We start from the raw sequence: 22,719 nt of genomic DNA, 5'->3' as shown, positions 1-22,719 counted from the left end.
GCGCTGTAACCCGCTAAAACCCGTCGTTTGCGCCTGCCGCCCCTGGCGTTGCATAAAAGATACTTGCCGGTAGGGATAAACCCGGCCAAGGGCGGTTATCCAAAGGGTTTATGTAAAAACGCCAGGTTGTATTCAATAAAAAAGGTATAACCGACAAACTGGCCCATTAATAACAATTAAATACATGCCGGTATTCGCCGGCATTTTCCTGTTTTAAGCGAAGGGATACGCGGGCCGGCCATTTTGGCCACGCGTAAAGCGATTGATTGTGCGTGTTGCAGGTTGGGCGGACGCATCGCAGTCATCCGGGCGCGACGTTCGTCCCTCTATCGCAGCGCTGGCGTGCAAAGGATCCGCGCCTGCGGTGGAGCGCGTTCAAGAACGGGAGCTCCCATGCTGGAAAAATTGAAAGTCCGTACGGGCATGATGCTGGTGTTGGCCTGCTTTGTGATTACCCTGGCGTTGGCTTGCGGCTTGAGCTGGATGAATGCCGAAAGCAGCGTGCGGGAAATCGAGGACCTGAATAATGTCGCCGTGCACCAGGTCGATCCGCTTTATGAATCCAATGCCGCGCTGCTGCGCGTCCGGCTCTCGCTGGGTTCGGGCATCGCCGACCTGCAGGCCGGCGCCCAGGACCAGGCGGCCAGCGCGGAGGCCGCCGCCGCCGCACAACTGAAACTGGCACGCGAACGCTTCGACCGCTACATGGCGGTGCCCAAGAGCGAGCGTGGCCAGGAACTGGCCGTGGTCCTGCAGGGCCGCTTCAACGCCTACGCCGCCGGGCTGGACGAACTGGACGCGGCGCTCAAGGAACGTTCGGTCGCCCGCTACCAGCAGAACGAAGCGCGGGTGCGCCAGGCCGACGCCGATTTCGCCAAGGACATGCAGGTGTTCCTGGCGCGGGTCCAGGAACGCAGCGACGGCGTGCTGGAGCGCTCGCAAAGCACCTATTCGACCGCCCGCATCTCGGCCATCGTGCTGCTGTCGGTGGCGCTGCTGCTGGCGGTGCTGTGCTGGGCCTTCATCCGTCGCGGCGTCCTGCTGCCGCTGCAGGACGCCGGCCGGCATTTCGACCGGATCGCCGCCGGCGACCTGACCCAGCGGGTCGACGCCCGCTCCAACAACGAGATCGGCACGCTGTTTTCCGCGGTGCGGCGCATGCAGGAAGGCCTGACCCGCACGGTGACGACGGTGCGTCAGGGGGTCGAGGAGATCAACGTCGGCGCGGCCGAGATCGCCGCCGGCAACGCCAACCTGTCGACCCGCACCGAGGAACAGGCGGCCGCGCTCGAAGAGACCGCCTCGACCATGGAAGAGCTGGCCGCCACGGTCAAGCAGAACGCCGACAACGCCGCCCAGGCCAACCAGCTGGCGGCGGTGAGCATGGAGGTGGCGCAGCGCGGCGGTCACACGGTCGGCCAGGTGGTGGCCACCATGCAGGGCATTTCCGAGAGTTCGCGGCGCATCGCCGATATCGTCTCGGTGATCGACGGCATCGCCTTCCAGACCAATATCCTGGCGCTGAATGCCGCCGTGGAGGCGGCCCGCGCCGGCGAACAGGGCAAGGGCTTCGCCGTGGTGGCGGGCGAGGTGCGCTCCCTGGCGCAGCGCGCGGCGCAGGCGGCCAAGGAGATAAAGGCCCTGATCGAAACCTCGGTCGAGACCGTCGCGGCCGGGTCGTCCCAGGTGTCGGCGGCCGGGCAGACCATGGAGGAAATCGTGATCTCGGTGCAGCGGGTAGCCGACATCATGGGCGAGATCTCGGCGGCCTCGGCCCAGCAGGCCGGCGGCATCGACCAGGTCAGCCTGGCGGTCTCGCAGATGGACGAGGTGACGCAGCAGAACGCCGCGCTGGTGGAAGAGGCCTCGGCCGCCGCCTCGGCGATGGAGGACCAGGCGCGGCGCCTGGCGGAGGCGACCTCGGTCTTCAAGACCCAGTCGGGCCAGGTGATCGAGGTGGCGCCCGTGCAGGTCGGCGGCAGGACGCCGGCCTCGCGGCTGTCGCGCTCCTGAGGGGAGCGGATCGGCCGCGGCCGGTCCCGCTCATGCCCCTGAAGGAAGCGGGACTGGCGCGACGTCCGGCCGGTCCCGCCCTACTTCTTGCGGCGCAGCAGCGCGTACAGGATGATCGCGCCGAAGGTCGCGGTACCGATGCCGCCCAGCGTGAAGTTGCCCAGCTTGACGGTGAAGTCGCCCGCGCCCAGCACCAGCGTGACCGCGGCCACGATCAGGTTGCGGTTGTCGCTGAAATCGACCTGGTTCACTACCCAGATGCGGGCTCCGGCGATGGCGATCAGGCCGAACACCACCACCGACATGCCGCCCAGCACGGGCCCGGGAATGGTCTGGATCAAGGCGCCGAACTTGGGCGAGAACCCCAGCACGATGGCGATCAGCGCGGCGATGACGAACACCAGCGTCGAATAGATGCGAGTCACCGCCATCACGCCGATGTTCTCGGCATAGGTGGTGACGCCGGTGCCGCCAACAGCGCCCGAGACCATCGTCGCCACGCCGTCGCCGACGAAGGCGCGGCCCAGGTAGCGGTCCAGGTCCTGGCCGGTCATGGCGCTGACCGCCTTGACGTGGCCCAGGTTCTCGGCGACCAGGATGATGGCCACCGGCACGATCAGGCCCATGGCCTCGGCCTTGAAGACCGGCGCGGCGAAGTGCGGCAGGCCGAACCAGGCAGCGGCCGACACGGCCGAGAAGTCGATCGGCTTGCCCAGGTTCAGGCCGTTGGCGCAGATTGCGTAGACCACGCAGGCCAGAATCAGGCCGACCAGGATCAGCAGGCGCTGCACCATGCCCTTGGTGTAGACGGCAATGCCGCCCACGCACAGGATGGTGACGATCGCCATGGCGCTATCGAAGCCCGAGGCGCCCATGGCGCCCTTGGCAGCGATCGGGGCCAGGTTCAGGCCGATCACCGCGACCACCGCGCCGGTCACCACCGGCGGCATCAGGGTGTCGATCCAGTTGGCGCCGCCGCCGGCGCGGCCGTTGGCGATCCAGACCAGGACGCCGATCAGGGTATAGGCCAGGCCGCAGGCGATGATGGCGCCCAGCGCCACGCCGATGTTGGCATTGGCGCCGCCGCCGGCATAGCCGGTGACGGCGATGACGCCGCCGATAAAGGCGAAGCTGGACCCCAGGTAGCTGGGCACGCGGCCGCCGACGAACAGGAAGAAAATCAGCGTGCCGATGCCCGACATCAGGATGGCGACGTTGGGGTCGAAACCCATCAGCAGCGGCGCCAGCACGGTGGAGCCGAACATCGCCACCACGTGCTGGGCGCCCATGGCCACGTTCTTGGGCCAGGACAGCCGTTCGTCGGGGGCGATGATGACGCCGGGCTGGGCGTCGTCCGCCAGGCGCCAGCGCGGAAAATAGGAATTGGACATGGAATCCCCGGGAGTGATTGGTATGAGCGGGCGCCAGTGTAAAGGGGGCCGGGAACGGGCGGCAACTTAAGTTCCCCGCCGGAATGCCGTATTAGTGGAAACCCCAGTCAATCCTTCTGCCCCGGAGACTTCCATGGCCATCGATTCCATCAGCGGCACCTCGCGCATCGGCAGCATGGCGGACCTGTGGGCCCAGAAGATCCAGGCCAACAAGGAAGCCAAGGACGCCAAGGCTGGCGATCCGGGCGTCAGCGTCACGCCCGACGGCAAGATCCGCGTCAACAACGCCGGCGCCATGAAGGTCGGCCAGACCCAGGAAACCGAATCGTCCGACAACGACGACTCCTACACCCGCCAGATCAAGGAGCTGCAGCGCCAGCTCAAGCGGATCATGGAACAGATCGAACGCGTGCGCGCCAGCAACGCCTCGGCCGAACAGAAAGCCACCCAGATCCAGGCACTGAACGCCCAGGCCGTGCAGGTCATGGGCCAGATCCAGAAAGTGATGGAACTGCAGGCCAAGGCCGCGCAGACGGCCGCCCGCGCCGCATCCCGGGCGTAGCCCGCCGCTAGCCCCACTCGTACGCCCCTGGCCCGCGCGCTCGCGCGGGTTCTCCCGAATGCCCGCCACACTGATGGCGCGCATCAAAATTTGTGATTGGACTGGCGGCGCATGCAGCCGCTAAGGTCTCCGGACAAATCGAAAAACCACGGAGACAAACCATGCATGCAATGCGCACAGCCCTTGCAGGGGCGCTGCTGGCCGCCTGCGCCGCCCCCGCCCTGGCGGGCACCGTCACGGTGATCACGTCGTTCCCGAAAGATTTGACCCAGGCCTACAAGACCGCGTTCGAGAAGGCCAACCCCGGCATCACGCTGGAAATCCTCAACAAGAACACCGTGTCCGGCATCGCCTACGTGCGCGAGACGCCGGCCGGCCAGCGTCCGGAAGTGTTCTGGGCCAGCGCGCCGGACGCCTTCGAGGTGCTGGGCCGCGACAAGCTGCTGGCCAAGTCGGCGGACGTCGCCAACAAGGACGTGCCGGACAAGATCGGCAACTACCCCATCAACGACCCGGGCGGCATGTACCTGGGCCAGGCGCTGGCCGGCTACGGCATCGTCTACAACACGCGCTACATCGCGGCGCACAAGATCCCCGCGCCGGTCGAATGGAAAGACCTGCTGGCGCCGCATTGGTTCGGCCACGTCGGCATCACCTCGCCGTCGCGCTCGGGCACCATGCACCTGACGGTCGAGACCATCCTGCAGGGCGAAGGCTGGGACGACGGCTGGAACACGCTGCTGCGCATGTCGGGCAACAGCAGCGCCGTGACCGAGCGCTCGTTCGGCGTGCCGGACGGCGTCAACAACGGCCAGTTCGGCGCGGGGCCGGTGATCGACTTCTTCGGCCTGTCGAGCAAGTATTCGAAGTTCCCGGTGGAGTTCGTCTATCCCTCCGAGACCGCCATCGTGCCGGCCAACATCGCGCTGATCGACGGCGCCAAGAACACCGAGGAAGGCAAGAAGTTCATCGCCTTCACGCTCAGCCAGGCGGGCCAGGAACTGCTGCTGGAGCCGAAGATCTCGCGCCTGCCGGTGCTGCCGTATTCGGCGCTGGCCGGCAAGGTGCCGCAGGGCTATCCCGACCCGGCCGAGATCGCGCGCCGCAGCAAGGTGCAGTTCAACGCCGACCTGTCGCAGACGCGCTACTACGTGGTGCAGTCGCTGTACGACCAGACCGTCACGTTCCGGTTGAAGGAATTGCAGGCGGCGACCAAGGCGATCTACGACGCCGAGGCCAAGCTCGGCGACAAGGGCAAGAGCGGCAAGCCGGCCGAACTGCTGGCGCAGGCCCGCAAGCTGGCCTGGGCACCGCTGGTCGACGGCAAGCAGGCCGCCGATCCCGAGTTCCTGAAGATCTTCAGCGGCAACAAGAAGGACGCCGCGGTCAACCAGCAGATCACCAAGCTGGAAGGCGAATGGAACGGCACGGCCAAGAGCAATTATGAGCAGGCCGTGAAGCTGGCGCGGGAGGCCGCGGCGCTGTAAGCCCGGCTCGCGCCGGACGGGGGGCTCGCCCCGTCCGGCCGCCGCCCCGCCGCGGGCGGCCTGTCTTGAACCATTACGGGAATCTCGATGAATCTTCCGGGCCATTCACGCCTGCCCGCCGGCCCCGTGCTGGCCGCGCTCCTGGTGCTGGGTTTCCTGGCGCTGTTCCTGGTCGTGCCGGTGGGCACGGTGTTCTACAGCGCCTTCGTCAATGCCGACGGCGGCTTCACCATCGGCCACTTCGGCGCGTTCTTCAATCAGCCGCTGATGCTGGAGGCGTTCTTCAACAGCCTCTACGTGGCGGGCTGGTCGGCGCTGCTGGCCTCGCTGATCGCGGTGCCGCTGGCGTACTTCACGGTGCGCTTCGACTTCCGCGGCGCGCTCATCATCCAGACGCTGGGCGTGCTGCCGCTCATCATGCCGCCCTTCGTCGGCGCGGTGGCGATGCAGCTGATCTTCGGCCGCTCGGGCAGCGTCAACCTGCTGCTGAACGACTGGTTCGGCTTCACCATTCCATTCATGGAAGGGCTGAACGGCGTCATCTTCGTCGAGGCGCTGCACTACTTCCCGTTCATCCTGATGAACCTGGTGGTGGCGCTGCGCAACATCGACGGCGCCATGGAAGAAGCCGCCTTCAACCTGGGCGCGCGCGGCTTCCGGCTGTTCCGCCGCGTGATCTTCCCGCTGGCGCTGCCGGGCTACGTGGCCGGCACCTCGCTGGTGTTCGTCAAGGTGTTCGACGATCTCGGCACGCCGCTGGTGCTGGGCACCACCAACATGCTGGCGCCGCAGGCCTATCTGCGCATCACGCAGGTGGGGCTGGAGGATCCGCTGGGCTACGTCATCAGCGTCATCATGATCGCCTTCTCGATCCTGGCGCTATGGCTGTCGGCGCGGGTGCTCAAGGGCCGCGACTATTCCACGCTGCAAAAGGGCGGCAACTCGATCCAGAAGCGCAAGCTGCGCCCGGCCGAAAGCGTGCTGGCGTACGGCTGGATCGCCCTGGTGCTGCTGCTGGTGCTGTCGCCACACATGGGCGTGCTGCTGCTGTCGCTGGCCAGCGTGTGGAGCTTCGCGCCGCTGCCCGACGGCTACACGCTGGCGCACTACAGCGCGGTGTTCAGCGAGTCGCAGGGCATGATCGCCAACACCCTGCTCTATTGCGGCCTGGCGGCCGGCGTGGACGTGATCCTGGGCACCGCCATCGCCTACCTGATGCTGCGCACCCGGCTGCCGGCGCGCCAGTGGCTGGACTTGCTGGCCTCGGCGGCGCTGGCGATCCCGGGCATCGTGCTGGCGATCGGGCTGCTGCGCACCTTCCGCGGCGTGGAGATCCCGGGCACCGGCACGCTGCTGACCTCGTCGTGGATCATCATCATGATCGCGTACTCGGTGCGGCGGCTGCCCTACGCGCTGCGTTCGTGCGTGGCCGCGTTGCAGCAGATCAACGTATCGCTCGAGGAAGCGGCGCAATCGCTGGGCGCGACGCGGATGCGCACCATCCGGCGGGTGGTGGTGCCGCTGATGGCCGGCGGCATGCTGGCCGGCTTCGTGACCAGCTTCGTGACCGCGGCCGTGGAGCTGTCGGCCACCATCATGCTGGTCACCAAGGACAGCCAGGCGCCGATGAGCTATGGCATCTATCTGTACATGCAGAGCGCGGCGGGCCGCGGCCCGGGCGCGGCGCTGGGCGTGCTGGCGGTGGCCGCGGTCGCCATCGGCACGTATGTCTCGCACTTGCTGGTCGAGCGGGCCCAGTCGCGCCAGCGGCCGGCGCGCCACGACGAGACGGCCTGAATCAAGGGGAATCGACATGAAGAAAGTCAGCGTTGAATGCCGCAACATCCGGCTGTCGTACGGCAGGACGGAAGTGCTCAAGGACGTCAACATCAACATCGAACCGGGCGAGTTCTTCGCCCTGCTGGGGCCGTCTGGCTCGGGCAAGTCCACCCTGCTGCGCCTGATCGCGGGCTTCAACCGGCAGGACGCCGGGCAGTTGCTGGTGGACGGCAAGGACATCAGCGCCATCCCGCCGTGGAACCGCAACATCGGCATGGTGTTCCAGAACTACGCGCTGTGGCCGCACATGACGGTGTGGGACAACGTCGCGTTCGGGCTGGTCGAACGCAAGCTGCCACGCGAGCAGATCCGCGCCAAGGTCGAGGCCGCGCTGGAACTGGTGGGGCTGTCTCAATACGCCCGCCGCCGTCCCAACCAGCTGTCCGGCGGCCAGCAGCAGCGCGTGGCGCTGGCGCGCACCATCGTGATCGAGCCGCAGGTGCTGCTGCTGGACGAACCGCTGTCCAACCTGGACAAGAAACTGCGCGTGCAGATGCGCCAGGACCTGCTGAGCCTGCAGCGGCGGCTCGGCATCACCACCATCTTCGTCACCCACGACCAGGAAGAGGCCATGACCACCGCCGATCGCATGGCGGTGCTGGACCACGGCGTGGTGCAGCAGATCGGCGCGCCCAGCACGCTGTTCGACTACCCGGTGAACCGTTTCGTGGCCAATTTCGTCGGCACCATGAACGTGCTGGAGGGCGAGGTGCGCGAGCGCACCAGCGGCAGCGTGGTGCTGGCGGTGGAAGGCGTGGGCGACCTGCACCTGCCGTTGGCGGCCGAGGCGCCGGCGGCGCAGCGCCTGGCGGCCAGTTTCCGGCCGCACACGGTGCAGATCGAGATGGCCGACGGGCTGGGCGACGCGCGCTACGTGTGGCTGCCGGGCGTGGTGGAAAGCAGCGAGTTCCTGGGCGAATTCACCCGCTACCAGGTGCAGATCGGCGAACAGCGCCTGACGGCCGACCAGTCGCACCTGGCGGGGCTGTCCCCCTTCCCGGTGGGCGCGCCGGTGTCGATCGGGCTGGAACCGACCCAGGTGCGGCTGCTTGCCGCCTGAGCCCGCTTCCCCTACAAAGGCGGCATGGAAATCTATCAGATCCGCGCCTTCGTCACGGTCGCCCGCCTGGGCAACCTGACGCGGGCCGCCGAAGCGCTGTCGCTGACCCAGCCCGCTGTCACCGCGCAGATCAAGGCGCTCGAACAGAGCCTGGGGGTGGCCCTATTCGACCGCAGCGGCGGACGGCTGGCGCTGGCCAAGGCTGGCGAGATGCTGCTGCCCACCGCCGAATCGCTGCTGGTGCTGGGCGCGCAATTCAAGTCCGAGGCGCAGCAGCTGCAGGGCAGCCTGCAGGGCGTGGTGGAGTTGGGCCTGCCCAGCGAAAAACCCGACTTCCTGCGGCTGGGCGAGCTGGCCGCGGCCATCACGCAGCGGCTGCCGCTGATCGAATTGAAGACGCAGATCCAGCCCACCGTGGTGCTGGCCGAGCAGGTCAGCACCGGCCGGTTGCCGGCGGCGCTGACCATCGCCGCGCATCCGCCGCGCGGCGTGCTGTGGCTGCCGCTGCGCAGCGTGCGCTACCGCATCGCGTTGCCGACCGAACACGCCACGGTGCTCAAGCGCGGCGGCTGGCGCGAGGTGGCGCAATTGCCGTGGCTGGACGGACCGGCCGGCAGCCATACCCACCTGCTGCTGCGCGACATGTTCGAGCGCCACGGGCTGTCGCCGCGCATCGCCATGCAGAACGACGACCAGGCCAACCTGGAGGCGCTGGTGCGGGCGGGCGCCGGTTGCGCGCTGCTGCGCGAGGAAACCGCGCTGGCCGGCGCGGCCTCGGGCGACTTCATGGTGTGGGGCCAGGCGCGGGCCGACGCCATGCTGGGATTCATCCTGCCCTATGAACGCGCTAGCGAGCCCGCGCTGGTCGCGTTAAGCTCGATCATTCAAGCCATCTGGAAGCCGCGCGCGCCCGTCGCGCCCGAGCCGCTCTGAGCCGGACCCGGCACGCGCGCCCTTCCCCACCGTATCGACACCCCAATGACTGAAATCTGGTTCATCCGCCACGGCGAAACCGACTGGAACCGCCAGCGCCGACTGCAAGGCTGGCAAGACATCCCCCTGAACGAATTCGGCCGCAACCAGGCCGGCCTGCTGGCCTCGCGCCTGCGCGAAGACGCCCGCGGCACGCCGTTCGATGCGATCTACAGCAGCGACCTGCAACGCGCCCACGCCACCGCCACGCCGGTGTCCGAACAGCTGGACCTGCGCGTGCGGGTCGAACCCGGCATCCGCGAGCGCGGCTTCGGCGTGCTCGAAGGGCTGGACCTGGAGCGCATCGACGTGCTGGCGCCGGAAGCCGCGGCCGCCTGGCGCAGCCGCGATCCGCTGCGCGCGCTCGATGGCGGCGAGACGCTGGGCCAGTTCCAGTCGCGCGTGATTTCAACGGTCGACGACGTGGCCAGCCGTCACGACGGCGAACGCATCCTGATGTTCACCCACGGCGGCGTGCTGGACATCATCTGGCGCCACGCCAGCGGCGTGCCGCTGAACGCGCCGCGCGACGCGGCGCTGCTGAACGTCAGCATCAACCGCGTCGGCGTGCGCGGCCGCCAGTGGGAAGTGCTGGATTGGGGCGACGTGGACCACGTGGCCACGGAAGTGGGCGACGACGTCGTGCCGTGATGGCTCAACCGGCCTTGTCCGACTTGCGCGGCTTGCGCGGCGCGTTGCGCGCCAGCCGGTCGTAGACCGCATTGGGCAGCAGGCGCATCAGTTTCGCCACCACGCCCATCTGCCACGGGATCACGGTGTACGACGTGCCGTGCCCGATGGCGGCCTGGGCGCGCTGCGCGAACTTGTCGGCGTCCATCAGGAACGGCATCTTGTACGGGTTGTGCGCCGTCATCGCGGTCCTGATGTAGCCCGGCGCGATGGTGACGACGCGGATGCCATCGCCCGCCAGTTCCAGCCGCAGGCTTTCGCAATAGGTCACCACCGCCGACTTGGAGGCGCTGTAGGCGCCCGCGCCCGGCAGGCCGCGCACGCCGGCGACGCTGGCGATGCCCACCAACCGGCCGCCGCCGGCCGCGCGCATCGGCTCGACGAAGGGCTCGAAGGTCGCCACGGTTGCCAGCAGGTTGGTATCGACGATGGCCTTGAAGACCTCGTAATCCTCGTGATGCCCGGTCAGGGTGCCGGCGCTGATGCCGGCGCTGGCGATGACCACGTCCACCCGCCCCTGGCAGAACGCAATGAAGTCCTGCGCGGCCGCGTGCAGCGCCTGGCGGTCGCACACGTCCACGGCGTAGCAGCGATGCTGGCCGGGCAGGCTGTCGGCCAGTTCCCGCAGCGCGTCCTCGCGCCGGCCCAGCAGGCCGAGCGTGGCGCCGCTGGCGGCGTAGCGCTGCGCCAGGGCGCGGCCCAGGCCGCTGCTGGCGCCGGTGATGAATACTCTGTCCATGGAGGCTCGCCCCGCGTCGGATGAAAAAAGGCGGAGCCTCCCGGATGAGAGGCTCCGCCCGCTATGCTACAGGAACGCCGGCGCGAGTCTTACAGGAAGATCAGCGCGAAGATCGCAGCCACCAGCGCCCATTTGGACAGGTAGTACAGCGGCTTGCTCTTCTTCTTGAGCGCCTTGCCGAAGCGGCGCACGGCATACACCGCGCCGAAGATGCGGTTGATACCGCCGGTGGCGTCGCCCTCCTGGTTGGGCGCGGCCGCCGCGCGCAGCAGGAAGCCGCCGACCACGCGGTTGAACGCCCGGGCCCAGCGGTAACGCATGGGCCGCTCGACGTCCGCGAACAGGATGATCCGGTTCTGGTCGGTCTTGTTTTCGGCGTAATGGATGAAGGTCTCGTCGAACACGACTGCCTCGCCGTCGCGCCAGTAGTATTCCTGGCCATCGACGTTGATGTAGCAGTCGGGGCTGTTCGGCGTAATCAGGCCCATGTGGAAACGCAGCGAGCCGGCGTACGGATCCCGGTGGCGCGGCAGGCGGCTACCCGGCGGCAGCGAGGCGAACATCGCGGCCTTGATGGTCGGGATGCCCGCCAGCACCTGGGTCGTGACCGGACAGAGGGCCTCGGCCGAGGGATGGTCGGCGTCGTACCACTTCAGGTAGAAGCGCTTCCAGCCCGTCTTGAAGAACGAGTTGAAGCCGGCATCGTTGTACTTGTCCGAGGCCTTGATGTGGCCATCCCCGTACAGGTTGACGGCCTCGGCGCGAATTTCCTCGCAGCGGTCCAGCAAGACCTTCAGCTCCGGGAACTGGTCCAGATCGAGATAGGGCTTGTTGGGCACGCTGGAGAACGCGTACATGAAGCAGTTCAGCGGCGCCGTGAACGTGGAATGATCCAACGCCTGCCGCGTGAACTTGTGCCGGACGCGGCCACGGTAGTGAACTACCGTGGCGCACACGATGAACAACGCCAGAATGAACCACTTCATTCCTTTGCCTCACTTCACTTGCGGCGCGCCCTCTGCGCGCCCAAGCACTATTTGTCCGACAAGGACGCGTGAAGTTCCTGCAGCGAATACACCTGCAGACCCAGACCCTGACGCAGATATTGCATGCCCTCGACGGCCGCGCGAGCGCCGGCGATGGTGGTGAAGAACGTCACGCGGGCCGCCAGCGACTGCGTACGGATGGTGCGCGAATCGACGATGGCGTTGCGACGCTCTTCGACGGTGTTGATGACCAGCGATATCTCACCGTTCTTGACCATGTCGACGATGTGCGGACGGCCTTCGGTGACCTTGTTGACGCGCTGCACCGGAATGCCGGCCGCTTCGATCTCGGCGGCCGTGCCACGCGTGGCCACCAGCTTGAAGCCCAGGGCGTGCAGGCCGCGCGCCACTTCCACGGCGCGGGGCTTGTCCTGGTTCTTCACGCTGATGAACACCGTGCCGGATTCCGGCAGGCGCACACCGGCGGCCAGCTGCGACTTGACGAAGGCTTCGCCGAAGCTGGTGCCCACGCCCATGACTTCACCGGTCGACTTCATTTCCGGGCCGAGGATGGTGTCCACGCCCGGGAACTTCACGAACGGGAACACGGCTTCCTTGACCGAGAAGTAAGGCGGCACGACTTCCTTGGTGATACCCTGGGCCGCCAGCGTCTGGCCGGCCATGGCGCGCGCGGCGATCTTGGCCAGTTGCAGGCCGGTGGCCTTGGACACGTAGGGCACCGTGCGCGAGGCGCGCGGGTTCACTTCCAGCACGTAGACGTCGCCGCCCTGGATGGCGAACTGCACGTTCATCAGGCCGCTGACGTTCAGGGCCTTGGCCATCATGCCGGTCTGGCGCTTGATCTCGGCGATGACGTCGGCCGACAGCGAGTAAGGCGGCAGGCTGCAGGCGGAGTCGCCCGAGTGCACGCCGGCCTGCTCGATGTGTTCCATGACGCCGCCGATGAAGACGGTTTCGCCGTCGGCCAGGCAGTCCACGTCGACTTCGGTGGCGTTGTTCAGGAAGCGGTCCAGCAGCACGGGCGAGTCATTGCTGACCTTCACGGCCTCGCGCATGTAGCGCTCGAGGTCCTGCTGCTCGTGCACGATTTCCATCGCGCGGCCGCCCAGCACGTAGCTGGGACGCACCACCAGCGGGTAGCCGATCTCGGTGGCGTGGGCCAGGGCCTCGGCTTCGGTGCGGGCCGTGCGGTTGGGCGGCTGGCGCAGGCCGAGCTTGTTCAGCAGCTTCTGGAAGCGCTCGCGGTCTTCGGCGATGTCGATGGATTCCGGGCTGGTGCCGATGATCGGCACGCCGTTGGCCTCCAGCGCGCGCGCCAGCTTCAGCGGGGTCTGGCCGCCGTACTGGACGATCATGCCGACCGGGTTTTCCTTGTGGACGATTTCCAGCACGTCTTCGAGCGTCAGCGGCTCGAAGTACAGGCGATCGGAGGTGTCGTAGTCGGTGGAGACGGTTTCCGGGTTGCAGTTGACCATGATGGTCTCGTAGCCGTCGTCACGCAGCGCCAGCGCGGCATGCACGCAGCAGTAGTCGAACTCGATGCCCTGGCCGATGCGGTTCGGGCCACCGCCCAGCACCACGATCTTCTTGCGGTCGGTGGGCGCGGCTTCGCACTCTTCCTCGTAGGTCGAGTACATGTAGGCCGTGCGGGTGGCGAATTCGGCGGCGCAGGTGTCGACGCGCTTGTAGACCGGGCGCACGTTCAGCTGGTGACGCAGCTTGCGCACTTCGGATTCCACGGTGTCCAGCAGGAACGCCAGGCGGCGGTCGGAGAAACCGCGACGCTTCAGTTCCCACAGGGTGGCGTAGTCCAGGTCGGACAGCGTCTTCTGTTCGAGCGCCAGCTCGATGTCGACGATTTCCTTGATCTGCGACAAGAACCACGGGTCGATGTGCGTGATGTTGTGCACTTCGTCCAGCGTGAAGCCTTGCGCGAAGGCGTCGCCCACGTACCAGATGCGTTCCGGACCGGGTTCGCCCAGCTCGACCTGCAGCTTTTCGCGGTCGGTGGTCTTCTGGTTCAGGCCGTCGACGCCGACTTCCAGGCCGCGCAGCGCCTTCTGGAACGATTCCTGGAAGGTGCGGCCGATGGCCATGACTTCACCCACGGACTTCATCTGGGTGGTCAGGCGCGCGTCGGCGGTGGGGAATTTCTCGAAGGCGAAACGCGGCACCTTGGTGACCACGTAGTCGATCGACGGTTCGAACGAGGCGGGCGTGGCGCCGCCGGTGATTTCGTTCTTGAGCTCGTCCAGCGTGTAGCCCACGGCCAGGCGCGCGGCGACCTTGGCGATGGGAAAGCCCGTGGCCTTGGATGCCAGCGCCGACGAACGCGACACGCGCGGGTTCATCTCGATGACGATCATGCGGCCGTTCTCGGGATTGACCGCGAACTGCACGTTCGAGCCGCCCGTGTCCACGCCGATCTCGCGCAACACCGCGATCGATGCGTTACGCATGATCTGGTATTCCTTGTCGGTCAGCGTCTGGGCCGGCGCCACGGTGATGGAGTCACCGGTGTGCACGCCCATGGGGTCGAGGTTCTCGATGGAGCAGACGATGATGCAGTTGTCCGCCTTGTCGCGGACCACTTCCATCTCGAATTCCTTCCAGCCCAGCAGCGACTCTTCGATCAGCAGCTCGCTGGTGGGCGAGGCTTCCAGGCCGCGGCGGCAGATGGTTTCGAATTCTTCGGCGTTGTAGGCGATGCCGCCGCCCGAGCCGCCCATGGTGAAGCTGGGGCGGATCACGGCGGGGAAGCCCGAGGTGCCCACTTCCGCGGCGATGCGGCGCTGCACTTCCCAGGCTTCGTCCATGCTGTGGGCGACGCCCGACTTGGCCGATTCCAGGCCGATGTCGGTCATGGCCAGCTTGAACTTCTGGCGGTCTTCGGCCTTTTCGATGGCGTGCTCGTTGGCGCCGATCAGTTCGACGTTGTGCTTCTTCAGCACGCCGTGGTGGGCCAGGTCGAGCGCGCAGTTCAGCGCGGTCTGGCCGCCCATGGTGGGCAGCAGCGCATCGGGCTTTTCACGCTCGATGATCTTTTCGACGGCTTGCCAGGTGATGGGCTCGATGTAGGTGACGTCGGCCGTTTCCGGGTCCGTCATGATCGTGGCGGGGTTGCTGTTCACCAGGATGGTGCGGTAACCCTCGGCCTTGAGCGCCTTGCACGCTTGCGCGCCGGAATAGTCGAATTCGCACGCCTGCCCGATGATGATGGGGCCGGCGCCGATGATGAGAATGCTTTTTAGGTCTGTACGCTTGGGCATGATGCAATCTTTACTTTTGGCCGGACATCAGGCTGATGAACTTGTCGAACAGCTCCAGGATGTCGTGCGGACCGGGGCTGGCTTCGGGGTGGCCCTGGAAGCAGAAGGCCGGACGGTCGGTGAGCTCGAAACCCTGCAGCGTGCCGTCGAACAGCGAGACGTGCGTGACGCGCGCATTGGCCGGCAGGCTGGCCGCGTCGACCGCGAACCCGTGGTTCTGGCTGGTGATGAAGACGCGCTTGGACGCCAGGTCCTGCACCGGGTGGTTGGCGCCGTGGTGGCCGGTCTTCATCTTGAGCGTCTTGCCGCCAACGGCCAGGCCCATGATCTGGTGGCCCAGGCAGATGCCGAACACCGGCAGCTTCTTGTCCAGGAACACGCGGGTGGCGTCGATGGCGTAGTCGCAGGGCTCGGGGTCGCCGGGGCCGTTGGACAGGAACACGCCGTCGGGATTGAGCTTGAGGACTTCCTCGGCGCTGGTCTCGGCCGGCACCAGCGTCAGGCGGCAGCCGCGATCGGCCAGCAGGCGCAGGATGTTGGACTTGATGCCGAAGTCGTAGGCGACGACGTGGAACCTGGACTGGTCGGGCTGGGTGTAGCCTTCGCCCAGTTGCCAGGTGCCTTCGGTCCAGGTGGCGCTGGCCTTGATGGACACGACCTTGGCCAGGTCCTGGCCGGCCATGCCGGCGAAGCCGCGGGCCAGTTCGACGGCGCGGTCGGCATCCGAACCGACGAAGATGCAGGCGCCCTGGGCGCCCTTTTCACGCAGGATGCGGGTCAGCTTGCGGGTGTCGATGCCGGAAATGGCAACGATGCCCTGCTCGGACAGGTACTCGGGCAGCGATTGCGTGGAACGGAAGTTCGACACGCGGGCGGGACAGTCGCGCACCACCAGGCCGGCGGCGTAGACACGATTGGCTTCGACGTCCTCGGCGTTGACGCCGGTGTTGCCGATATGCGGATAGGTCAGCGTGACGATCTGGCCGCTATAGCTCGGATCGGTGAGAATTTCCTGGTACCCGGTCATCGCGGTGTTGAACACCACTTCGGCAACGGTATGCCCAGGCGCACCGATCGACACGCCTCGAAAAATGGTACCGTCCGCCAGAGCCAGAATTGCAGGAGGGAAGCGGTTGATCCCCTCGGGAAAGAGTTGCGGCAGCACAGTAAACCCCGGTTTTAGAATCGATAATCAAACCTTGGAATTATACCTTGAGTAGGCGTTTTCCCCGGGGAACCGCGCCAAATAAGGCTGAGATCGGAGATTTCGGTGGTCGGTGATACGCTAAAGCACCTTCAACCCTGATGTTGCGAGCCGTATTGCCCATGTCCAGCCAACTTGACGCCCTGCGCAATCACACCACCGTTGTCGCCGACACGGGCGATTTCGAAGCGATGAAGGCGCTGCGTCCCACCGACGCCACCACCAATCCGTCCCTTATTCTCAAGGCCGTCCAGCAGGACGCCTACCGCCCCCTGCTCGAAAAGACCGCCCGCGACCACCGCGGCGCCCCCACGGCCGAACTGATGGACCGGCTGCTGGTGGCCTTCGGCCGCGCCATCCTGGACATCGTGCCGGGCCGGGTATCGACCGAAGTCGACGCGCGCCTGTCGTTCGACACGCGCGCCACCATCGAACGCGCCCGCGCCCTGATCGCCCTGTATGAAGCCGCCGGCGTGCCGCGCGAGCGCGTGCTGATCAAGATCGCCTCGACCTGGGAAGGCATCCAGGCCGCCCGCGCGCTGCAGGCCGAGGGCGTGCGCTGCAACCTGACGCTGCTGTTCTCCTTGCCACAGGCGGTGGCCTGCGCCGACGCCCAGGTGCAATTGATCTCGCCGTTCGTCGGCCGCATCTACGACTGGCACAAGAAGGCCGCCGGCGCCAATTGGGTCGACGCCGACCACGCCGGCGCGCGCGATCCCGGCGTGCAGTCGGTGACCCGCATCTATCAGTACTACAAGCGTTTCGGCATCGCCACCGAGATCATGGGCGCGAGCTTTCGCAACGTCGGCCAGATCCTGGCGCTGTCGGGCTGCGACCTGCTGACCATCAGCCCCGAGCTGCTGACCCAGCTGTCGCAGACCGAGGGCGACGCCCCGGCGCAACTGCGCGCCGACACGGCGGGCGGCGACATCGCCCGCATCGCCTCGGACGAAGTGGCGTTCCGCACCCAGCTCAACGACGACGCCATGGCCAGCGACAAGCTGGCCGAAGGCATCCGTGCCTTCGTCGCCGACGCCATCAAGCTGGACGCGCTGATCGAGGCGCAACGCGGCTGATCCGCGCCGCCATCAGCGGTGGTCGTGCGAATGCACCTGCAGCGCTTCCAGGAAGCGCGACACCATGTTGTAGGCGGCAACGGTGGCGGTCAGTTCGACGATCAGCTTTTCCGACCCCATGGCGGCGCGCGCCGCCTGGAACACCGGCTCCGGCACCTGCACCTGGCGCGTCATGGCGTCGGTGTAGGCCAGCACCGCGCGCTCGCGCTCGCTGAAAAGGGTCGACGCCTCCCACTCGGGCAGGGCATCCAGCTGGGCTTGCGACAGGCCCTCCTTCAGCGCGATCGGCGCGTGCTGGTCGGCCTCGTAGGGCGCGCCGTTGATGGCCGCCACCCGCATGATCACAAGTTCGCGAATATCGCCCGGCAGGGTGGACAGCTGGCGGATGGACGTCAGGTAATTGAGCCAGCCGCCCGCCACCGCCGGGCTGTGCAGCAGCATCTGGTAGAGGTGCAGCACGCTGCCGCGCTCGGCGACGATACGGTCGACCAGGGGTCGCGCTTCGGGATGAGACAGGTCGGCGTAGGGAAGACGCGCCATGAAAACTCCGTAGGGGATTAGGGCCGGCTGGCGCCATCGATCCTAAGGCTTCCGAGCATCGAAAAGCCGAGGCGCAGCAAATGCACACATTCGCAAGAACTTTGACATAATGACAACACATTGCGCACCTCCAGGACAAGCCTAGAATGAATGCGCCGACCCAGTCCCACCCGCCCGTCACCCTCGCCAACTGCGATAGCGAACCGATCCATGTACCGGGCGCGATCCAGCCGCTGGGCGCGCTGCTCGCGTTCGACGCCGCGGGGGTGCTGCGCTACGCCAGCGAAAACGCGCCGCAGGTGCTGGGCATGCCGCTGGCACTGGGTTCCCCCTGCGCGCCGGCCGCGTTGCCGCCGGGGCTAGCGCACATCCTGCCGGCCTGGCTGGCCGGCACCGACCCCGTCTTCGACCCGCTCGCCATCGCGCTGGGCGAGCACACCTACGACGTCATCGCCCATCGCAACGCCGACGGCCTGACGCTGATCGAACTCGAACGCCGCGGCGACGATCCCGGCATCGCCGACCCCGCCCGCATCTACCGCGGCATCGAACGCATCCGCTCGCAGCGCGACATCGCCGGCCTGCTGGACCGCACGGTGCAGGAAGTGCAGCGCGCCACCGGCTTCGACCGCGTGATGGCCTACCGCTTCCATCCCGACGACAGCGGCGAGATCGTGGCCGAACGGCGCGGCGATCCGGCGCTGCAGGACTGGATCGGACGGCGCTATCCGGCCGGCGACATCCCGGCGCAGGCGCGCCGCCTGTACACCGTGAACACGTTGCGCCAGATCGCCGACGGCCAGTACCGGCCGGTGCGCGTGCTGGGCCAGGATGGCCAGGACGGCCCGCCGCTGGACATGAGCTTTTCGGTGCTGCGCAGCGTGTCGCCGATCCATCTCGAGTACATGGCCAACATGGGCGTGCGCGCCTCGATGAGCCTGTCGCTGGTGATCGGCGGCCGGCTGTGGGGCATGATCGCCTGCCATCACCATTGCCCGCGCCTGATCCCCTATTCCGCCCGCCTGGCCTGCGAGGCGCTGGCGCAGGTGCTGTCGGCGGCGCTGGCCAACATCGAAGGCAGCGAACGCGCCGAGCAGGCGCGCCGCAGCGCCGCGCTGGTGAGCCGGCTGGCCGAGCGCGTGTCCGCGTCCGAGAACGTGCACCAGGCCCTGTCGGGCGGCCCCGACACCCCCGCCTCGCTGGTTCCCAACGACGCCGCGCTGTGCCTGTGGGGCAACAGCGTGACGGTGTTCGGCGGCATCGCGCCGCGCGGCGAGCTGGCGGGCATCCTGTGCGCGCTGGACCAGAGCGGCCAGCGGCTGGTCCACAGCGACAACATCGCGCGCGACTACCCCGGCCTGCAAACCGACCTGGTGCCCTACGCCGGCCTGCTGGCCTGCAAGTTCGATCCGATGAACAACGGCTGGCTGATCTGGCTGCGACGTGAACAGATCGAAACCGTGGTCTGGGGCGGCAAGCCGGAAAAGCAGTACGCCGTGGGCAACCTCGGCCCGCGCCTGACGCCGCGCGGCTCGTTCGAGGCCTGGCGCGAAGTCACGCGCGACACCAGCGCGCCGTGGCTGCCGGCCGAGCTGGAGGCGGCCGACAACCTGCGCGACGAACTCTCGCACATCGCCACCAGCCGCGCCGCCGACGTCGACCGCGCCCGCACCGCGCTGCTGGCCATGCTCGGCCACGACCTGCGCGACCCGTTGCAGTCGATCTCGATGGCCGCCACGCTGCTGTCCAAGACCGATTCCGGCGCCCGCATGGGCGAGCGCATCCGCTATTCGAGCGGGCGCATGCAGAGACTGATCTCGCAGGTGCTGGACCTGTCGCGGCTGCAGGGCGGCATGGGCCTGGGCATCGAGAAGCGCGAATGCCAGCTGTCGGAACTGCTGACCGGCCTGATCGAGGAAAAGCGCCAGGCCTACCCGGGCCTGCGCATCGAGCCCGAGGTGGACCCCGGGCTGACGCTGATGGCCGACACCGACCGCATCGCCCAGGTGGTCACCAACCTGATGAGCAACGCGCGCCAGCATGGCGCGCCGCGCATGCCGATCCGCGTCGCCGCCGCGCGCGTGGGCGACACGATCGAACTGACCGTGACCAACCACGGCGCGCCGATTCCCGACGACGTCATGGCGCACCTGTTCTCGCCATTCAAGCCGGAATCGCTGGGCCACTCGCGCAACCGCACCGGCCTGGGGCTGGGCCTGTATATTGCCAACCAGGTGGTGCGCGACCACGATGGCGACATCGCCGTCGCCTGCCGCGATGGCCTGGTCATCTTCACCGTTACCCTGCCGCGCGGCCTGCCCGCGCCGCAAACACCCTGAATCCTGGAGACATCTTTTGAACGATGCGCGCACGTTACGCGTCCTGCTGGTCGACGACAACGAAATGGGCTCGGAACTGCTGGCCGAATTCCTGGCCATGTCCGGTCTGGAAACGCGCTGCGCCGGCACCGGCGAGGACGCGCTGGCGCAGGCCGCCAGCTTCGACCCGCAGGCGGTGCTGGTGGACATCCTGCTGCCCGACATGGACGGCTACGAACTGGCGCGGCAACTGCGCCGGCGCAACGCCGCGTCGCGCATCTACGCCCTGAGCGGCCTGGCGCGCCACGAGCGCCACGAAGACGCCGCCAGCCTGTTCGACGGCTGGATCGAAAAACCCGCCGACCCCGACGCACTGCTGACCGTGCTGCGGCAGGCGGGCTGAGGCGGTCGCGATGCACGCCGCCGATTCCTCCCCGCACGCCCAGGCGCTGGCCGCGCAAGGCGTGCGCTTCCAGGTCCTGGCGCAGGTCTTTCCGGTGCTGCGCCACGAGGCCCTCGCGCCGCTGTCCAACGCCACGCTGGCCACGGCCATGCTGCGGCAGGCGCCCGAGGGCGCCGCCGCCGACGCCCTGCAGCAGCGTACGCAGCGCCTGGCCGGCGACCTGCAACTGATGCTGGAAGACAGCGTCGAGGTCCTGCGCGGACTCGATCAATGGCTCGTCGACAATGGCGCTTCGCTGCCGGCGGCGACCCTGCTCAAGGAATGCCGCAAGCTGCTGTTCTCGCAACTGATGTGGTCCAAGCGACGCGTCCACTGGCCCGACGAACCGGCGCCGGTCGACCTGCCGGCCTTTGCCGCGCGCTACCTGGTGATGGCCTGGGTCCTGTGCCTGCTGCCGTGGCTGCCCGAGGACACCGAACTGACGCTGGACGCCTCCGATCCCGCCGTGTGGCACGCGCGCCTGCCCGCGCCGGCCCATGCCCCGGTCGCGCCGGCGCTGTTCGATCCGCGCGACATCGAGAACCTGGCACTGGCCTCGGGCTGGCGCCTCGAACGACAGCCGCAATGCTGGTCGCTGCACCTGCCCGCCACGGCCACCAAGGATTCCGCATGATTTCTCCCGTACACCAGGTGCTGCGCGACGGCACCCGCGAACGCCACGACACCCTGGACCAGGGACTGGCGCTGGCCGATGGCGACGTCAGCCCGGCCCGCTACCTGGCCTATCTGCGCGCCTTGCTGGGATGGCTGGAGCCGGTCGAACGGCGGCTGTGGCAACTGGACTGGCCGGCCGGCTTGCAGGCCGCGGCCCGCGCCGGCAAGAGCGCCCTGATCCGCGCCGACCTGCGCACCGCGGGTGACGCCGCCCCCGTGCCCGAATGCCCCGATGCGCCCGCGCCACAGGCCGCCGACGCCTACGCGCTGGGCGTGGCCTATGTGGTCGAGGGATCGCAACTGGGCGGGCGTTTCCTGGCCAAGCGCCTGGAAGACGTCGCGCCGCCCCTGCCGCTTGCTTATCTGCGAGGGTATGGCGAGGACACGGGCACGCTGTGGAAGGGTTTCCTGCTGCATCTGGACAGCGCGGCCCGGGGCCAGGAAGCGCAGGCGCTGCAAGGCGCGCGCGATGCGTTCGACAGCCTCACCGTCTGGCTGCGGGCGCACGGCGCCCTGATCCACCCGGACGCGCCGGCCCCGCAGGGCGGCAAGGCCTAGCCTTCAGCGGCGCCAGGCAGGCGGTGACGCGCGCGGGCCGGGCGATGCGCCCGGCGGCCCGCGCCGGCTAGAGCTTCTCGGTCTCGCCCGACTTGGGCTGCCACTTCATCAGGCGCTTCTCGCCGATCCCGACGATGTAGTCGAGCACCAGCGCGAATGCGGTCAGCACCACGATGCCGGCGAACACGGTGTTGACGTCGAAGGTGCCCTCGGCCTGCAGGATCAGGTAGCCGACGCCGCTGGCCGAACCCAGGTATTCGCCCACCACCGCGCCGACGAAGGCCAGGCCCACCGAGGTGTGCAGGCTGGAGAACACCCAGCTGGTGGCCGACGGCAGGTAGACGTGGCGCAGCAGCTGGCGCCGGCGCGCGCCCAGCATGCGGGCGTTGTCGAGCAGCGTCGGGCTGACCTCGCGCACGCCCTGGTAGACGTTGAAGAAGACGATGAAGAACACCAGCGTCACCGCCAGCGCCACCTTGGACCAGATGCCGAGCCCGAACCACATGCCGAAGATCGGCGCCAGGATCACGCGCGGCATCGAGTTGGCCGCCTTGATGTAGGGGTCGAGAATCGCGCTGGCGCGCGGCGACAGCCCCAGCCACAGGCCGAAACCCAGCCCGGCGATGGTGCCGATGAAGAAGGCCAGCACCGTTTCGGTCAGCGTGACCCACAGGTGGGTGTAGATGTCGGCGTTGGTGACGAACCAGGCCCAGATGCGGCCCCACACCTTGAGGGGTTCGCCAAAGAAGAACGCCACCTTGGAATCGCGCGAGGCGAAGTGCCACACGCCCAGGATGACGACGAGCAGCAGCAACTGCCAGAAGCGCAGGCTGGCGGAACCCGGTTTGAACGACTTGGACATGGTCAGGGCCTGTAC

At 67.6% G+C, this 22,719-nt stretch carries 19 protein-coding genes; 12 read left to right on the top strand and 7 right to left on the bottom strand.

All coding sequences use genetic code 11. The features are described from left to right. The first annotated feature begins 393 nt into the window (after nucleotides 1-393). Complete coding sequence (locus I6I07_RS14635) at nucleotides 394-2,013, top strand: methyl-accepting chemotaxis protein (RefSeq protein ID WP_198487187.1); 1,620 nt, start codon at nucleotides 394-396, stop codon at nucleotides 2,011-2,013. Between the two features lie 80 nt (nucleotides 2,014-2,093). Here the strand turns inward: I6I07_RS14635 and I6I07_RS14630 are convergent, their stop codons facing one another. Continuing rightward, entirely contained in the window at nucleotides 2,094-3,404 is a 1,311-nt protein-coding gene (locus I6I07_RS14630) for a solute carrier family 23 protein (RefSeq protein ID WP_198487186.1), read from the bottom strand. Between the two features lie 133 nt (nucleotides 3,405-3,537). Here I6I07_RS14630 and I6I07_RS14625 point away from each other — a divergent pair, with 133 nt between their 5' ends. The 6 genes from I6I07_RS14625 to I6I07_RS14600 all read left to right on the top strand — a co-directional run bounded on the left by I6I07_RS14625 (nucleotide 3,538) and on the right by I6I07_RS14600 (nucleotide 9,975). Beyond that, nucleotides 3,538-3,966, top strand: a complete 429-nt coding sequence (locus tag I6I07_RS14625; protein ID WP_198487185.1) for a FlxA-like family protein — start codon at nucleotides 3,538-3,540, stop codon at nucleotides 3,964-3,966. 161 nt (nucleotides 3,967-4,127) lie between these two features. After that, nucleotides 4,128-5,453, top strand: coding sequence for an ABC transporter substrate-binding protein (locus I6I07_RS14620; protein WP_198487184.1), 1,326 nt, complete (start codon nucleotides 4,128-4,130; stop codon nucleotides 5,451-5,453). A gap of 87 nt (nucleotides 5,454-5,540) precedes the next feature. Then, the gene (locus tag I6I07_RS14615) at nucleotides 5,541-7,250 is read left to right on the top strand and encodes an ABC transporter permease (RefSeq protein WP_116520243.1); all 1,710 of its coding nucleotides are present in this window, start codon (nucleotides 5,541-5,543) and stop codon (nucleotides 7,248-7,250) included. Between the two features lie 16 nt (nucleotides 7,251-7,266). Continuing rightward, the gene (locus I6I07_RS14610) at nucleotides 7,267-8,352 is read left to right on the top strand and encodes an ABC transporter ATP-binding protein (RefSeq protein WP_198487183.1); all 1,086 of its coding nucleotides are present in this window, start codon (nucleotides 7,267-7,269) and stop codon (nucleotides 8,350-8,352) included. A 24-nt stretch (nucleotides 8,353-8,376) separates the two neighbouring features. Continuing rightward, the gene (locus tag I6I07_RS14605; RefSeq protein WP_006390694.1) at nucleotides 8,377-9,285 is read left to right on the top strand and encodes a LysR family transcriptional regulator; all 909 of its coding nucleotides are present in this window, start codon (nucleotides 8,377-8,379) and stop codon (nucleotides 9,283-9,285) included. A gap of 45 nt (nucleotides 9,286-9,330) precedes the next feature. Next, on the top strand, nucleotides 9,331-9,975 hold the full coding sequence (locus I6I07_RS14600; protein ID WP_198487182.1) for a histidine phosphatase family protein: 645 nt from the start codon (nucleotides 9,331-9,333) through the stop codon (nucleotides 9,973-9,975). Nucleotides 9,976-9,979: 4 nt separating this feature from the next. Here I6I07_RS14600 and I6I07_RS14595 read toward each other — a convergent pair whose 3' ends face one another. From I6I07_RS14595 to carA, 4 genes are all read right to left on the bottom strand, one after another. Continuing rightward, nucleotides 9,980-10,753 carry an SDR family oxidoreductase gene (locus tag I6I07_RS14595; RefSeq protein WP_198487181.1) on the bottom strand — a complete coding sequence of 258 codons (774 nt, stop codon included), beginning with the start codon at nucleotides 10,751-10,753 and terminating at the stop codon, nucleotides 9,980-9,982. 89 nt (nucleotides 10,754-10,842) lie between these two features. Further along, on the bottom strand, nucleotides 10,843-11,739 hold the full coding sequence (lpxO, locus tag I6I07_RS14590) for a lipid A hydroxylase LpxO (protein WP_116520246.1): 897 nt from the start codon (nucleotides 11,737-11,739) through the stop codon (nucleotides 10,843-10,845). Between the two features lie 47 nt (nucleotides 11,740-11,786). Then, nucleotides 11,787-15,029, bottom strand: a complete 3,243-nt coding sequence (gene carB / locus I6I07_RS14585; protein WP_198487180.1) for a carbamoyl-phosphate synthase large subunit — start codon at nucleotides 15,027-15,029, stop codon at nucleotides 11,787-11,789. A gap of 10 nt (nucleotides 15,030-15,039) precedes the next feature. Further along, the gene (gene carA, locus I6I07_RS14580) at nucleotides 15,040-16,194 is read right to left on the bottom strand and encodes a glutamine-hydrolyzing carbamoyl-phosphate synthase small subunit (RefSeq protein ID WP_198487179.1); all 1,155 of its coding nucleotides are present in this window, start codon (nucleotides 16,192-16,194) and stop codon (nucleotides 15,040-15,042) included. A 161-nt stretch (nucleotides 16,195-16,355) separates the two neighbouring features. On the opposite strand from carA, the gene tal reads away from it, so the two are divergent. Further along, nucleotides 16,356-17,309: a transaldolase gene (tal, locus tag I6I07_RS14575; RefSeq protein WP_198487178.1), complete on the top strand. Its 954-nt coding sequence runs from the start codon at nucleotides 16,356-16,358 to the stop codon at nucleotides 17,307-17,309. A gap of 12 nt (nucleotides 17,310-17,321) precedes the next feature. Here the strand turns inward: tal and I6I07_RS14570 are convergent, their stop codons facing one another. Beyond that, complete coding sequence (locus I6I07_RS14570; protein WP_006390701.1) at nucleotides 17,322-17,849, bottom strand: carboxymuconolactone decarboxylase family protein; 528 nt, start codon at nucleotides 17,847-17,849, stop codon at nucleotides 17,322-17,324. A gap of 146 nt (nucleotides 17,850-17,995) precedes the next feature. On the opposite strand from I6I07_RS14570, the gene I6I07_RS14565 reads away from it, so the two are divergent. From I6I07_RS14565 to I6I07_RS14550, 4 genes are read left to right on the top strand one after another with little or no spacing between them, the layout of a single operon-like run. Beyond that, nucleotides 17,996-20,188: an ATP-binding protein gene (locus tag I6I07_RS14565; protein WP_198487177.1), complete on the top strand. Its 2,193-nt coding sequence runs from the start codon at nucleotides 17,996-17,998 to the stop codon at nucleotides 20,186-20,188. Nucleotides 20,189-20,204: 16 nt separating this feature from the next. After that, the gene (locus I6I07_RS14560; protein WP_198487176.1) at nucleotides 20,205-20,570 is read left to right on the top strand and encodes a response regulator; all 366 of its coding nucleotides are present in this window, start codon (nucleotides 20,205-20,207) and stop codon (nucleotides 20,568-20,570) included. Nucleotides 20,571-20,580: 10 nt separating this feature from the next. Next, nucleotides 20,581-21,243 carry a hypothetical protein gene (locus I6I07_RS14555; protein ID WP_198487175.1) on the top strand — a complete coding sequence of 221 codons (663 nt, stop codon included), beginning with the start codon at nucleotides 20,581-20,583 and terminating at the stop codon, nucleotides 21,241-21,243. After that, nucleotides 21,240-21,842, top strand: a complete 603-nt coding sequence (locus I6I07_RS14550) for a biliverdin-producing heme oxygenase (protein WP_198487174.1) — start codon at nucleotides 21,240-21,242, stop codon at nucleotides 21,840-21,842. Before I6I07_RS14555 ends, I6I07_RS14550 begins: the two co-directional genes overlap by 4 nt. Before the next feature lie 67 nt (nucleotides 21,843-21,909). Here the strand turns inward: I6I07_RS14550 and I6I07_RS14545 are convergent, their stop codons facing one another. Beyond that, nucleotides 21,910-22,704: an ABC transporter permease gene (locus I6I07_RS14545; protein ID WP_198487173.1), complete on the bottom strand. Its 795-nt coding sequence runs from the start codon at nucleotides 22,702-22,704 to the stop codon at nucleotides 21,910-21,912. Between the last annotated feature and the right edge of the window lie 15 nt (nucleotides 22,705-22,719).

Origin of the sequence: Achromobacter deleyi (assembly GCF_016127315.1) — a bacterium.
GTDB classification, from domain to species: Bacteria; Pseudomonadota; Gammaproteobacteria; order Burkholderiales; family Burkholderiaceae_B; genus Achromobacter; species Achromobacter insuavis_A.
Note: the sequence above shows the minus strand (reverse complement) of the source record. Positions and strands in the feature narration are given on the sequence as shown.

Excerpts from the sequence above, each read along its gene's own strand:
- I6I07_RS14635 (WP_198487187.1), top strand. The coding sequence starts at position 394 with ATGCTGGAAAAATTGAAAGTCCGTACGGGCATGATGCTGGTGTTGGCC.
- I6I07_RS14630 (WP_198487186.1), bottom strand. The coding sequence starts at position 3,404 with ATGTCCAATTCCTATTTTCCGCGCTGGCGCCTGGCGGACGACGCCCAG.
- I6I07_RS14625 (WP_198487185.1), top strand. The coding sequence starts at position 3,538 with ATGGCCATCGATTCCATCAGCGGCACCTCGCGCATCGGCAGCATGGCG.
- I6I07_RS14620 (WP_198487184.1), top strand. The coding sequence starts at position 4,128 with ATGCATGCAATGCGCACAGCCCTTGCAGGGGCGCTGCTGGCCGCCTGC.
- I6I07_RS14615 (WP_116520243.1), top strand. The coding sequence starts at position 5,541 with ATGAATCTTCCGGGCCATTCACGCCTGCCCGCCGGCCCCGTGCTGGCC.
- I6I07_RS14610 (WP_198487183.1), top strand. The coding sequence starts at position 7,267 with ATGAAGAAAGTCAGCGTTGAATGCCGCAACATCCGGCTGTCGTACGGC.
- I6I07_RS14605 (WP_006390694.1), top strand. The coding sequence starts at position 8,377 with ATGGAAATCTATCAGATCCGCGCCTTCGTCACGGTCGCCCGCCTGGGC.
- I6I07_RS14600 (WP_198487182.1), top strand. The coding sequence starts at position 9,331 with ATGACTGAAATCTGGTTCATCCGCCACGGCGAAACCGACTGGAACCGC.
- I6I07_RS14595 (WP_198487181.1), bottom strand. The coding sequence starts at position 10,753 with ATGGACAGAGTATTCATCACCGGCGCCAGCAGCGGCCTGGGCCGCGCC.
- lpxO (WP_116520246.1), bottom strand. The coding sequence starts at position 11,739 with ATGAAGTGGTTCATTCTGGCGTTGTTCATCGTGTGCGCCACGGTAGTT.
- carB (WP_198487180.1), bottom strand. The coding sequence starts at position 15,029 with ATGCCCAAGCGTACAGACCTAAAAAGCATTCTCATCATCGGCGCCGGC.
- tal (WP_198487178.1), top strand. The coding sequence starts at position 16,356 with ATGTCCAGCCAACTTGACGCCCTGCGCAATCACACCACCGTTGTCGCC.
- I6I07_RS14570 (WP_006390701.1), bottom strand. The coding sequence starts at position 17,849 with ATGGCGCGTCTTCCCTACGCCGACCTGTCTCATCCCGAAGCGCGACCC.
- I6I07_RS14565 (WP_198487177.1), top strand. The coding sequence starts at position 17,996 with ATGAATGCGCCGACCCAGTCCCACCCGCCCGTCACCCTCGCCAACTGC.
- I6I07_RS14555 (WP_198487175.1), top strand. The coding sequence starts at position 20,581 with ATGCACGCCGCCGATTCCTCCCCGCACGCCCAGGCGCTGGCCGCGCAA.
- I6I07_RS14550 (WP_198487174.1), top strand. The coding sequence starts at position 21,240 with ATGATTTCTCCCGTACACCAGGTGCTGCGCGACGGCACCCGCGAACGC.
- I6I07_RS14545 (WP_198487173.1), bottom strand. The coding sequence starts at position 22,704 with ATGTCCAAGTCGTTCAAACCGGGTTCCGCCAGCCTGCGCTTCTGGCAG.